This window comes from Halegenticoccus tardaugens, from assembly GCF_004116405.1.
Lineage (GTDB): Archaea > Halobacteriota > Halobacteria > Halobacteriales > Haloferacaceae > Halegenticoccus > Halegenticoccus tardaugens.
Map to the genome: position 1 here is coordinate 147,007 of NZ_SDIC01000012.1, position 12,080 is coordinate 159,086.

The 12,080-nt window shown below is 68.0% G+C and carries 14 protein-coding genes and 1 tRNA gene; 8 read left to right on the plus strand and 7 right to left on the minus strand.

Features of this window, described 5'->3' with window-relative positions; translation table 11 throughout:
• Positions 1 to 4 precede the first annotated feature (4 nt).
• From C3L37_RS23925 to C3L37_RS23940, 5 genes are all read left to right on the plus strand, one after another.
• Positions 5 to 970, plus strand: coding sequence for a DUF5794 domain-containing protein (locus C3L37_RS23925; RefSeq protein ID WP_129117049.1), 966 nt, complete (start codon positions 5 to 7; stop codon positions 968 to 970).
• 82 nt (positions 971 to 1,052) lie between these two features.
• Positions 1,053 to 1,274 (plus strand): DUF5795 family protein, encoded by a 222-nt coding sequence (locus C3L37_RS23930; protein ID WP_129117050.1) that lies wholly within the window; start codon positions 1,053 to 1,055, stop codon positions 1,272 to 1,274.
• Between the two features lie 81 nt (positions 1,275 to 1,355).
• Positions 1,356 to 1,529, plus strand: a tRNA-Trp gene (locus C3L37_RS24650).
• 288 nt (positions 1,530 to 1,817) lie between these two features.
• Positions 1,818 to 3,188 (plus strand): ComEC/Rec2 family competence protein, encoded by a 1,371-nt coding sequence (locus tag C3L37_RS23935; RefSeq protein ID WP_129117051.1) that lies wholly within the window; start codon positions 1,818 to 1,820, stop codon positions 3,186 to 3,188.
• A complete protein-coding gene (locus tag C3L37_RS23940) occupies positions 3,188 to 3,466 on the plus strand; it encodes a DUF3006 domain-containing protein (protein WP_129117052.1) in 279 nt (92 codons plus the stop codon). The genes C3L37_RS23935 and C3L37_RS23940 overlap by 1 nt, the downstream gene beginning before the upstream one ends.
• A 64-nt stretch (positions 3,467 to 3,530) precedes the next feature.
• Here the strand turns inward: C3L37_RS23940 and C3L37_RS23945 are convergent, their stop codons facing one another.
• Positions 3,531 to 4,538: a hypothetical protein gene (locus C3L37_RS23945; RefSeq protein ID WP_129117053.1), complete on the minus strand. Its 1,008-nt coding sequence runs from the start codon at positions 4,536 to 4,538 to the stop codon at positions 3,531 to 3,533.
• Between the two features lie 105 nt (positions 4,539 to 4,643).
• Positions 4,644 to 6,290, minus strand: a complete 1,647-nt coding sequence (locus C3L37_RS23950; protein ID WP_129117054.1) for an MFS transporter — start codon at positions 6,288 to 6,290, stop codon at positions 4,644 to 4,646.
• A 393-nt stretch (positions 6,291 to 6,683) separates the two neighbouring features.
• Here C3L37_RS23950 and C3L37_RS23955 point away from each other — a divergent pair, with 393 nt between their 5' ends.
• Both C3L37_RS23955 and C3L37_RS23960 read left to right on the plus strand, forming a co-directional pair.
• Positions 6,684 to 6,899: a DUF7835 family putative zinc beta-ribbon protein gene (locus C3L37_RS23955; protein WP_129117055.1), complete on the plus strand. Its 216-nt coding sequence runs from the start codon at positions 6,684 to 6,686 to the stop codon at positions 6,897 to 6,899.
• A 40-nt stretch (positions 6,900 to 6,939) separates the two neighbouring features.
• The gene (locus C3L37_RS23960) at positions 6,940 to 7,140 is read left to right on the plus strand and encodes a DUF7835 family putative zinc beta-ribbon protein (protein ID WP_129117056.1); all 201 of its coding nucleotides are present in this window, start codon (positions 6,940 to 6,942) and stop codon (positions 7,138 to 7,140) included.
• Between the two features lie 84 nt (positions 7,141 to 7,224).
• Here C3L37_RS23960 and C3L37_RS23965 read toward each other — a convergent pair whose 3' ends face one another.
• Positions 7,225 to 7,719 carry a hypothetical protein gene (locus tag C3L37_RS23965; protein ID WP_129117057.1) on the minus strand — a complete coding sequence of 165 codons (495 nt, stop codon included), beginning with the start codon at positions 7,717 to 7,719 and terminating at the stop codon, positions 7,225 to 7,227.
• Between the two features lie 831 nt (positions 7,720 to 8,550).
• Between C3L37_RS23965 and C3L37_RS23975 the strand changes: the two genes are divergently transcribed.
• Complete coding sequence (locus C3L37_RS23975; RefSeq protein WP_129117059.1) at positions 8,551 to 9,369, plus strand: aldo/keto reductase; 819 nt, start codon at positions 8,551 to 8,553, stop codon at positions 9,367 to 9,369.
• Here C3L37_RS23975 and C3L37_RS23980 read toward each other — a convergent pair.
• The 4 genes from C3L37_RS23980 to C3L37_RS23995 form a co-directional block, all read right to left on the minus strand.
• Positions 9,322 to 10,428, minus strand: coding sequence for a glycosyltransferase family 4 protein (locus tag C3L37_RS23980; RefSeq protein WP_129117060.1), 1,107 nt, complete (start codon positions 10,426 to 10,428; stop codon positions 9,322 to 9,324). The genes C3L37_RS23975 and C3L37_RS23980 overlap by 48 nt on opposite strands.
• Positions 10,429 to 10,806 (minus strand): 6-pyruvoyl trahydropterin synthase family protein, encoded by a 378-nt coding sequence (locus C3L37_RS23985; RefSeq protein ID WP_129117061.1) that lies wholly within the window; start codon positions 10,804 to 10,806, stop codon positions 10,429 to 10,431.
• A gap of 7 nt (positions 10,807 to 10,813) precedes the next feature.
• Entirely contained in the window at positions 10,814 to 11,845 is a 1,032-nt protein-coding gene (locus C3L37_RS23990; protein WP_129117062.1) for a zinc-dependent alcohol dehydrogenase, read from the minus strand.
• A gap of 2 nt (positions 11,846 to 11,847) precedes the next feature.
• Positions 11,848 to 12,080 (minus strand): GTP cyclohydrolase IIa (locus tag C3L37_RS23995; protein ID WP_129117063.1); only part of this gene is annotated, 233 nt, incomplete at its 5' end.

The window sequence follows — 12,080 nt, forward strand, 5'->3', positions numbered from 1 at the left end:
TGGAATGAGCGTCTCACGCCACCCGATCGCGCTCGGTTTAGAGCGGCAGGTCGGCGGCGCGACCCGCCTCCTCGCGACGGTGATGGCCCTGCCGCTGATCGACGGGATCTTCCCGGCGCTCGTCCTGGCGGGCGCGTTGACCGTCCCCTTCGGCATCGTCGAGACGGGCCTGCTCATCTTCGGCGGGTCGGCCACCGTGGCGGTCATCCTCGCCGAGATGGACGGCACCCCGCGCGAACAGGCGACCTCCGTGCTCCTGCTCGGGGCGGTGCTGATCCCGGTCGCGGCAGTCGAGGCGGCGTTCGCGCCGACCATCGAGAGCCTGCTGACCATGGCGGTCTTCGAGCGGTTCGCGGGGGTCGTCATCCTCGCCGTCGCGGCGAAGACCGCGAGCGCGCAGGTCGGCGACTACCTCCCCCGCCCGGGCGTCATCATCGGCCTCGGGCTGGTCGCCAGCGTCGACCCGTCAGGGGCGGAGCTGGTCGTCAACCCCGACCCGGTGCTCGTCGCGAAGGCCGCGGCGGCCGCGGGCGTCGGCGTCGGGTTCGCGCTGCTCGTCGCGCTGCTCGGTCCGCGCCTGCGCGGAGCGGTCGACATCGACCGGTTCCGCTTCGGTAGCTCGGTCGCGCTCGGCATGCTCGCGCTGTCGGTGCTCGGGCTGATGCCCACGGACGCCCCCGTCGCGCTCGGCGTGCTCTGCGTCACCGCCGCGTTCGCGTTCGACCTCGGCGGTACCGACGCCGGCACGTCCGACGCCGCGGCCATAACCGACGGCGGCGACGGGAGCGACGACGGCGACGGGGGTGACGACGGCGCCGCGGGCGACGGTCGCGACGCCGCCGAAACGAACCGTCGCGGCGGACCCGCCGCCCAGCTAGCCGCCGATCGCGGCGAAGAGGTCGCCGGATCGAAGTCGGAGCAGGAGTACGGTTACCCCGGGGACGACGACTCGCGGGCGCCGTGGTTGTGAGCCGGCGCGCCGACGGCGGGGTTCCCTCCGCGATCGGTTTCGAGGACCGAGGGCTTAGGTGGTTTCGGCGAGTGGCTCCGCTATGAGCAACCGCGTCGTTCAGGGGCGAATGGTGACGCCGGAGCGCCTCGCCGAACTCGTCGAGGGCGAACGGCCGATGGAGGCCGAAGCCATCGAGGACGCAGAGCGCGACTGCCCGGAGTGCGGCGGCAACGTCCTCACGGTCGGCTACATGCCGAGCGTGACCGAGTTCGTGGTCGGGTACAAGTGCCAGGATTGCGACTGGGCGGAGACCGACAGGTGATCGCGCGTCGGGCTTCCGTCGCCGCTATCGTTCGGGGACAATCGAAATCCCTTTAGGGCGATTCGCCTTACGAGGTGGTGCGGGGTCGTGGCCAAGCCAGGGATGGCGACTGACTCCAGAGGCAACGCCCGGTGACGAACTCCAGACTGATATACTGAGCGACCGACTGATCATCGGTCGCGTTGACGACCCTCTGGAGTACCGAGGCGGACCGGAGATATCAGTCGATCGGGGGTTCAAATCCCTCCGACCCCATTTGCAATAAAAATCTTGAGGGCCTTCGATTTTCGTCCCGAACGTCGCGGTTCGAGCCGCCGGTCTCGCCGACGTGGCGGCGACGCGGATCGCGCATCCGATCTGGATCAACCCGACGCTGAACGTCGTCGGAATTCGGCGGTTGCTACGACGAGTCCGTCGCGTGCCAATCGGCGAGATCCCCAGCCCCACGACCGTCCATCACCTTCGCCTACCTCTCCGAAAACGGATAATTTCATAATTATAAACTACGCAACATATACGTCGCGCGGAGTCTCACGGTGAGGCATGCGAAACGCTCTGCTCGCTGTTGCTCTCGCGTTGTTGGTAGCGCTCGCCGGGTGCGGGGGTCTCGGGGGAGACCAAGATTCGCCGACGGCGACGGACGCGCCGGCTACCACAGAGGCGTCGGAGTCGCCGACGGAAACCACAAACGCGGAGACGACGGAGCAGCCGCGAGCGGAAACCGAGCGGTCGCCGACCGAGCAACCGCGGACGGGGACGCCGACCGCCGAACCGCCGACCGAGACCGAAACGCCCGAATCGTCGCCGACGGAGACGCCCGAACAAACGCCGGCGGAGACGGAGACGCCGGAACCCACTCCGACCGAAACCCCGACGCCGGAACCGACGCCGACGGCCACCCCGACGCCGACGGAGACGCCGGAATCGTCGCCGGCGCCCGAGGATCCCCCGTCCGACGGTGAGACCGACGGCACGCTCGAAGTCCACACGATCAACGTCGGGCAGGGGGACGCGGCGCTCGTCGTCGGTCCGACCGGGGAGACGATGCTCATCGACTCCGGCGACTGGCGGAACGACGGCGAGGAGGTCATCGCCTACCTCGAAAAACACGACGTGGATCGGATCGACTACCTCGTGACGACCCACCCCGACGCCGACCACATCGGCGGGCACGCGGCGGTCATCGACCACTACGAGACGGAGAAAGACGGCGTCGGCCAGGTGTGGGACCCCGGCGTGACGAGCACGTCCCAGACCTACGACCGATACCTGGACGCCGTCGAGCGGCACGACGTCGACCTCATTCGAGCGCAAGAGGGAGATACGATCCCGCTCGAAGGGACGGACGTGAAGCTCTACAATCCGGCCGCGGACAGCGAGCTGGACGACTCGAACGACGACAGCATCGTCCTCCGCGTCGAGCGCGGCGAGAGCAGCTTCCTGTTCACCGCCGACGCCGAGCGGACCGCGGAGTCGCGGATGGTCGGCGAGTACGGGTCGGAACTGGACTCGGACGTCTACCTCGGCGGGCACCACGGAAGCGCGACGAGTTCGAGCGGCGAGTTCCTCGACGTCGTCGATCCGCGCGCCGCGATGCTCTCCAGCGCGTACGACTCGCAGTACGGCCACCCGAGCGAGGAGACGCTGGAGCGCCTCGCCGAGCGCTCGATTCCGACGTACTGGACGGGGGTTCACGGCACGACCGTCTTCGAGAGCGACGGCGACGCGATAACCGTCCGAACGCAGGCGGACGCGACGACCGACCCGCTCGAACTCAAGGACGAACCGGAGGCGACGATGGCCCCGACCGCCGCCACCGAGCGACGGACGAGCTTCGACGCCGCGTCGGGCGAGCGGAATGCGATCGACGCGCCGTCGACGTCCGCGCTCGGCCCGCAGTGGAGTGTCGCGTGATGGTCGACGACGGATCCTACACCGCGACCGTCGACCGCGTCGAGGGCGGGCGCGCCGTCGTCCTCGTCGAGGGCGACGACGAGATCCTCGACGAGGTCGTGCTCGACGAGGAGCGACTTCCGGCGGACGCGGGCGACGGGGCCGTGCTCTCGGTGGTCGTCGAAGGGGGCGAGGTGGTCGATCTCGAATACGACGCGGAGACGACCGACCGGCGAAAGCAAGCGGCGCGGGAGCGGTTCGACCGCCTGTCGAGACGGCCCGACGAGCCGAGGGACTGACCCGGGAACGCGTTCGGCATCCGCCCGTTTGCGCCCGCGACGTGCAATCGGGAACATTCGTCGTTCAGTCCGCGTCCGGAAGCCCCAGCGCGTCGGCGACGACGTCTCCCTCGACGAACTCGTACGCTTCGGCTTCCGCCCTCGCTTCGTTCGCCTTTTCGACGCAGTCGTCCGCGGCGTCGTAATCGCCCGCGTCGGCCTCCTCGGCCGCCTCTCGCATGCTCGCGGCCATCTCGACTTCGAGCTCGCTCACCCGACGCGATTCGTCGCACGCCGCCGCCGCCTCGGCCGCGTCGATTCTCTCCGCCGCCTCGACGGCCTCGACGAGTCGGTCGGTTTGCTCGTCGAACCGCCCCCGCGCGTCCTCGAACCGGACCGCCGCCCCGTCGAACTCCTCCTGTTCCCACTCGTCGATGGCGTCGTTCCAGTGCTCCATCCCCTCGTTCCCGCGATCGATCGCCTCGCCGTAGCGCGCGAGAACCTCCCGTTTCTCCTCGTAGTCGGCGATCCTGTCCGCCGCGTCGTTCGACATGACGTCCTTCGGCTCGTCGTCGTGATCGAGTCCGAGCGTGTGCCCGATCTCGTGTTTGACGACCGCGAGGGTCGGCTCGTCGCCGTACCCGTCGACGATCTCGACGGTAACGTCGTCGGGGGCGACGTCTTCGACGAGGGGCGCACAGCCGGCGATGTCGTCTTCGTGACCGACGTCTCCGCACTCGTCTATCGAGTCCACGAGTCGAACGAGGACGTCCGGATCGTCGGCGTTCGCCCGGAGGGCGTACTCGATCCCGTACCCCGCGTACGTCCCGGCGTTTCGCTCCCAGTATTCGAGCCCCTCGCGGACGAGTTCGACGAACCCGGACCGCGCGTCGACGTCCTGCTCCACCGCGACGACGACCGCCCCGGCCCCCCACGGGTTCCCCGTTTCCGCCTCGCGAGATTCCGCCGCGGATTCGTCCGATCGTGCGGCGGACGCCCCGGCGGTCGCGTTTTCTCCTCCTCCCTCCGAATTCGACTCGACGCACCCGGCGAGCGTCGTCCCCGTCGCGATCACCAGGTCTCTCCTCTTCATCCAATGGATATGTAATTTACCGAATACTGATAACTATGGCGCTCGGTGATCGGAACGTTCCCGCGACGAGGGGGGCGTGCGGGACGTGGGGGACGTGGGGGAACGTCAGTCCGATCGGTTCGACCCTGTCGCGCTTTCTCTCACGAGTAGCGCTCCCAGAACGCCCGCGACCGACACGACGACGCACAGCAGCATCGCGCCGTCGAACGCGAAGAGGAACGCCTCGCGCACCACCTGGTCTACCTGCCCGGCGGCCTCCGGGGCGAGCCTGCCCAGCTTCGCCTCGGCGGCGTCCGATCCCGACAGCAACCCCTGGATCTCCGTCCGATCCGAGGCATCGATCGTCGCGCCGGCGTCGGCGAGCAGCGCGGCCGACCGCTGATTTTCGAGCGTTTTGAACAGCGCCCCGCCGATCGCGACGCCGAAGACGACGCCCAAAATTCGGAGCATCCCCAGGATTCCCGAGGCCGCGCCGGCCTTGGCGTCCGGAACGGCCGCCATTCCCGCCGTGCTCGAAACGGAGTAGGCGACCCCCAGCCCGACGCCCGTGATCACGAGCGCGACGAGCACGACGGCCGTTCCGCTCGTCGGCGAGAGCAGGGCCAAAAGCAGGAACCCCGCCGCCATGAACGTCATGCCCCCCGCCATCGATCGCCGCGTCCCGATCTCGGCCGCGATCCGATTCGACGCCGTCTCGAACGCGACCAGCGGGACGGTGAACGCGAGGAACACGAGCCCGGTCCGCAGCGGGGAGTACCCGAGCACGTTCTGGAAGTAGAGCGTGAGGAAAAACAGGAGCGCGCCGACGCCGAAGTTGGAGGTGAAGCCGACGACGTTCGCGCCGAGGTAGCTGCGGTCGCGGAACAGGTCGAACTCGATCAGCGGATCGCGCAGGCGCGGCTCGGCGACGAGAAACGCCGCGAGCAGGAGCACCGCGACGGCCAGCGACCCGAGCACGATCGGAGCACCCCAGCCCAGCGTGTCGCCCTGTTGGATGCCGAACACCAGCGCCGCGAGGCCGACGGTGACGGTGAACAACCCGACGAGGTCGACGTGACGCTCCACGGTCTCGTCCCGCGACTCGCGCACGGCCGCCAGCGTGAGGACGACCGTGATCGCGGCGATCGGGATGTTGAAGTAGAAGAACCACCGCCACGAGAACGTCTCGGTGAGGAAGCCGCCGACCAGCGGACCGATCGCGAGACCCGTGCCGCTGACGGCGGCCCACATCGCGATACCCTTGCCGCGCTCGTCGGGGGGGAAGGCGTCGCTGACGATCGGCAGGGAGGCCGCGAAGAACGCGGCGGCACCGACGCCCTGCACGACGCGAGCGGCGATGAGCCACCGGTCGCTCTGGGCGAGTCCGCACAGCGCCGACGCGCCGATGAAGACGCCGATACCGACGAACAGCACCCGCCGTCGGCCGAAGATGTCGGCCAGGCGTCCGAAGGCGACCATCGACGCCGCGAACGCCAGCAGGTAGGCGTTGACCGTCCACTGGAGGCCCGTCGTCGAGGTGTCGAGGTCCCGGCCGATGGTCGGCAGGGCGACCGTGATCCCGTTGAAATCGACGGTGATGAGGACGATCGCCAGGCCCGTGGCCGCGACCACCCACCACCGGCGGTTCTCCTCCGTGATCCACGTCCGTCCGCGCACTCGACGCGGGAGCGACCCCCGTCCCCACCGGGAGCGCGTACTCGCCTGGTCGAGATCCGTCGATTCTTCCGCCTCCATCGGTTCGTATGGTACCATAACGATCTCCCTACCCGAGCCCCCGACTCGGTGTTATCCGTATGACGTGTCACGGCATAATCTCGTATCATCGAAAATCGGACGCTCAGCGGATCTGCCGGCTAGAGGAGGACGTAGCCGACGAGAACGCCGACGACGGCGACGTTGACGTCGACGCCGACGAGCGCGACCCGGACGACTCCCGTTCGACTCGGTCGTCAGGTTCGAGATCGGGACCGGGATCGAAGCCCCCTGCTTGATACTGCGCGCATCACCCTTTTGCCGGTACGTCGGCACGTTTCACTCGAACGGGCACGCCGTGCACCCGTCCCCGAGAACGGTGGGGCGGCATTTCGGTCCACTCGCGCGACGCGATTCGCACGTCCCTGCGCGTTCCGAACGGAGGTCACACCGATGCTAACACAGGCTCGAACTCGTCGGAGCGACGATAATCGTCGGGAGTACTGCACGGAGTGCGGAGAAAAAGCGCCTCAGCGGGCGAAGATAACGATCGAGCAGACCCACGGCGACGCCGTCGTCGCGGAGAACGTCAAGTTCGCCCGGGTTCCCTGTCGGACGACGGTCTGCCTGCGCTGCGGAGCGACGAGTCGCGAACGAATGAACGAGTGAGCAGTCGCCGAACGGAACGCCGACCCAACATCCACAGCCTATGTCACAACCCGAAGATTCGATAGAGACGGTCGAAGAGACGTGCGATCGGTGCGGGGAGCCGACGGAACACGTGATCTCGATCGATCTCGTCACGGAGAGCGATCGAGAGCAAAACGAGGAGTACTCGCGCGAACCGTACCGCGTGAGCGAGTGCACAGAGTGCGGCGAAACGCGAAAGTTACGCATGAACAACGCGTGAAGAACCCGCGTTGGCGCTGAATCGGCGCTGAATCGACCGATTCGGTCGGTCGAATCCGAAAGAGAGACGTCCGACGAACGACGTTCAGAGGCGATCGCGACCCTTCTTTTTGCCGAAGACCCACCACTTCAGTCGCTTCAGCAGGTGCGCCTGCATCCGTTCGCGCTCTCGCTGCCGAACGCGCTGTTGGGGCGAAAAGTCCGCCGCCGAGTCCGACTCCGACGACGCGAGATCGTCGGGGGTGGCGATCCGCTTGCGACCGTTCGCCATCGCCGCGAGCGACTTATCGACGGTCAGGCCGTCCATGTCGTCGTCGAGGTAGGTGGTGTGGTTCCGCTCGACCGCCTTGTACAGCTCGGTGAGGTGCGCGAGTTCGCGCCCGACCTGGTCTATCTCGCGCTGGTGCTCTCTGTACTCGCGTTCGAGCCGTTCGCACTGGTCTTCGAGCTGGGCGCGCTCGTCTTTGAGCTGGGCGATCCGGTCGTCCAACTCGGACTGTATCCCCGAGATGATTGAGTCGGTTCCGGGCTGTCCGCCGATCGTCTCGTCCGCGTTTTGCTCGTCCAGTTCGTCGGACATGGTCTGCTAATTATTACCGTCTTGAACACTATTGAAACTTGGTCAGACGTCCGTCAGACACGCGTGTCCGAAGTGGTAGTATCGGATTCGAAACAGACGACGCAGAGAAGGCTATGGTCGTCGGTCTTCGTCGTCCGACGAACGAAAACGTTCGTCCGTGGCGCGTGCGGCGAACGCTTCGCCGCGCGCGAATGGCGCGAAGATCACCCCAAATCGATCGGGCTGGCGTACCGATTCCCGGGAAGGACCTCACACGCTCGCGGCCTCCAGATACTCGTCTATAATCTCGCTTTTGCGGTGATGTTCGTGCAGGTGATCCCGGAGGTGGTTCCGACTGGTACACGCCCGTTCGCAGAGCGGACACACGAGATCCGACATACTCGCCGTTACGGCGTACAGAGGCAAAAACGAACGGTCGACGGGCGGCGGGCGTCGTAGCGCGCGATTCTCCCCCGAGAAGCTGCCGCCCGACAGCGGGGAAGGGGGAATGGGTGACAGGTGAGCACTTGGGGCACCGTGACCGCGTGATCCGCGGCGGCCGCAGACGTTCCCCCCTCGGTTAGTTTCTCATAGTGTGACGTATTAAATTTTTCGGCTGAATTATTTTATAATTGCTTCGCGGCCGTTTCCAGCGCGGTCGAGCGGGGAAGGACGGCTGGCAGCGCCGACGCCGAACGTAGTATGGGGTGGGGACGATCCGGCGCGCTTCCCCCGCGTCCCGATCGAGAACCGCGGCGGCCGAAAAAATCGATCGGGGACTCCGACCCCGCCGCCGGGACCTTCGGCGGACTCGTCCCGCAATTAATCGTCATCGAACCCCCACGAACACGCATGGAACACGTCGAACTGCAGGGCGTGCGGCTTCCGAAGGTCGGCCTCGGCACGTGGCGACTCGCCGGCCCGACGTGCGAGCACGCGGTCGCGACGGCGCTCGATCTGGGGTATCGACACCTCGACACCGCCCAGTTGTACGGCAACGAGCGTCGCGTCGGCAGGGCTCTCTCCGCGTCGCCCGTCGCTCGCGAGGAGGTGTTTCTCACGACGAAGCTCGCGCCGGGGAACCTCCGCGCCGACGCGGTTCGGCGGAGCGCAGCCGAGAGTCTCGACCGGCTCGACACCGACTACCTCGATCTGCTCCTCGTCCACTGGCCGAACCCGCGCGTCCCGCTCCGGGAGACCCTCGGAGCGATGTCGGAGTTAGTCGACGAGGGCGCGGTGAGACGCGTCGGGGTGAGCAACTTCGGTCCGTCGCGGCTGCGGACCGCACGGGAGGTCAGCGACGTTCCGATCCTCACCGATCAGGTGCAGTTTCACCCGTACCGTCCGAAGCCGGACCTGCTCTCGTACTGCCGGGAGCACGACCTCGCGCTCACCGCCTACAGCCCGCTGGCGCACGGCGGGGTGCTCGACGACGACGTCCTCCGCCGCGTCGGCGAGCGGTACGACAAGTCGCCCGCGCAGGTCGCCCTCCGGTGGGCCGTCCAGCAGGAGAACGTCGCCGTCATCCCGAAGGCGACGAGCCGGTCGCACCTCGCGGAGAACCTCGACGTGTTCGACTTCGAGTTGACGGAGCCGGAGATGCGGGCGGTCGCGCGTCCGTCGCTACTGCGCACGGCGATCGGCTTCGTCCGCGGTCGGCTCGGCGTCTGAGCACAGCCCGACCAGGAACGCCCGGATCCGCCGTCCCGTCTCGTCCCACGTCGGATGCGCGAGATGCGCTTTTCGGGCCGCGAGACTCATCTCGGCGAGCCGCTCGCGGTCGCGAGAGAGCGGCGTGACCGCGTCGACGATCTCGCTCGGGTCGTCTGGGGCGACGAGGACGCCGTTTTCGCGGTGGGAGACGAGTTCGCGCGCGCCGCCCGCGGTCGAGGCGATCACGGGGAGGCCGAACCCCATCGCCTCGACGTACGCGATCCCGAACCCCTCGTAGGAGGACGGCATCGCGAAGAGGTGGCTGTCGGCGAGGAGGCCAGCGAGTTCGTCGTCGGGGAGGCGACCGGTCAGCGCGACGCGATCGCCCAGCCCCAGTTCCTCCACTGTGTCACGAAGCTTCGCGACGTACGCCGAATCGACGCCGAGGTCGCCGACGACTGTCAGTCGCCAGTCGGCGCGCGTCCGCCCCAGTCCTTCGACGAGCGTGTGAACTCCCTTTCGTCGGGTGACGTTTCCGACGAAGATCACCCGAAGCGGTCGCTCCTGCGCCCGTTCGCGGATCCGATCCGGGGAGAGCACGTCGCCGAACCGATCGCCGGCCGGGTAGGCGACGACCGACGGGTCCGGGTCGGTCAGCCTCCCGACCGCCCGCCGGGTCGTCTCGCTGTTGTGGACGAACGCGTCGACGCCGTCGAGGTACCGCCGTTCGACCCGCCGGTAGATCTCGTTTCGCCACTCCGGGCGCGGCTCGACCGAGCGGAGGTGGTGGACGACGGCGACGACCGGCGCGTCCAGCCGGAGCCGCCGGTTGAACCACGCGAGCGACGGGTGGCAGAGTTCGTCCTGCAACAGCGCGTCGAGGTTCGCTCCCCGGACGCGTCGGCGGAGCGACCGCGAGACGTTGTGCGCGAGGCTGCCGACGTACCGCCGCTCGGGGAGCGAGAACACGCGAACCTCGTCGCCGGCGGCTTCGAGGTGGTCCGCGAGCTTCCGATCGTAGAGAAACCCGCCGGATCGGGCGTCGAGGTCGCCGTATACGAGCAGGCCGACGCGCATTCAGACGGTCGTCTCGTACGCCGCCGCGGCGTCTTCGTCCTCCCACATCGCGACCGCGACCCGCTCGGGGTTCGACGGCTCCGCCTCGTCCAACAGTTCGCGGCAGAAGATCCGCGCGAAGTGCTCGACGCTCGGGTTCACTCCCTCGAACGCGGGCTGGTCGTTCATCGTCTCGTCCGCGTAGCGGTCGACGATCGTCGCCATCCCGGCCTTCACGTCGTCGATGTCCACGAGGTAGCCGTACTCGTTCAGCTCCGATCCCTCGAAGGTGACCTCGGCGGTGAAGCGGTGCGAGTGGAGTTCGCCCTCCGGTCCGGGGTCCGGAACCGTCAGGTAGTGCTGGGCGATGAACGATCGGCGCACGGTGACGGCGTACATGGACGCTCTATCGCCCGCCGTACGTAAAGAGGATTTGCACGGCTTCCCCCGGCTGCGAATCGAGCAGCTCGTACGCGGTCCGCGCCTCGGAGAGTGGGAGCCGGTGGGTGACGAGCCGGTCGACGTCCAGCCGTTCGAGCCACCGCCACGCCAGCTCGAACCGCCGTTTCTGCGTCCACCTCCCCCGGTGGTCCGGATCGATGGTGCTCACCTGGCTGCTCTTGAGCTGAATCCGGCTCCGGTGAAAGCGTCCGCCGAGGTCGAGCTCCGCCCGCTTGTCCCCGTACCACGAGCCGATGACCACCGTCCCGTCGTAGCCGGTGACGCTGACGGCGTCTTCGAGCGCCGCGGGGTCGCCCGTGAGCTCGAACGAGAGATCCGCTCCCCTGGGCGTGTTCGGATCGACGCGAGGGCCGACGTCGAAGCGCGACCGCGCGTCGGCCGGCGGGAGGCTCTCGTCCGCCCCGAACGAGAGCGACAGATCGCGCCGCCGGGCCACGGTGTCGACGGTCACGAGTCGACCGAGGGGAAACGAGGAGAGCACCGCCGTCGACAGCAGCCCGACGGGTCCCTGCCCGAAGACGACGACGCGTTCGCCGACCGACGGCCGGCCGTCCATCACGAAGTTGAGCGCGGTTTCGACCGTCGGCAGGAGGGCCGCGGCGGTCGTCGAACAGCCGTTCGGAACGCGCCGGAGTTCGTCCGGCGAGGCGAGAAAGTGGCTCTCGTGGGGGTGAAAACAGAAGACGGTCCGGTCGAGCCAGTCCTCGTCGACGTCGTCGCCGGTCGCCGTGACGGTGCCGACCGTCGCGTAGCCGTACCGCAGGGGGTACTCGAGCGACCCGTCGAGCGCGGGAATGTTCTCGTCAGCCGGGAGGTCGCTCGGCGCGTCCCCCCGGTACACGAGAAGCTCCGTGCCGGAACTGATCGCGGACGCGACCGACCGAACGCGGACCTCGTCCGGTCCAGGATCGGGGACCGTCCGTTCGCGGACCTCGACCGTCCGTTCCCCGGTGAAATACAGCGAGCGCGCGGGCATGCTCACCCGTCGCCCGGCTTCGGCGCTCGCTCTTCCACCTCGACTGTCGTCCCCCGGCGGCGGCAGCGTTCGAGGGCGTGTTTGGCGAGCATCCCAGCGTCGTGTGCACTCCGACCCTCCCCGACGCCGACTTTGAGTTCGACGCCCGCGTCGTCGCGGACGTGAGAGAGCGCCGCGTCGTACTCTTCGGGTGCGAGCGCGGGGCACGCCGCGATCACGTTGTCGCCGCCGACGA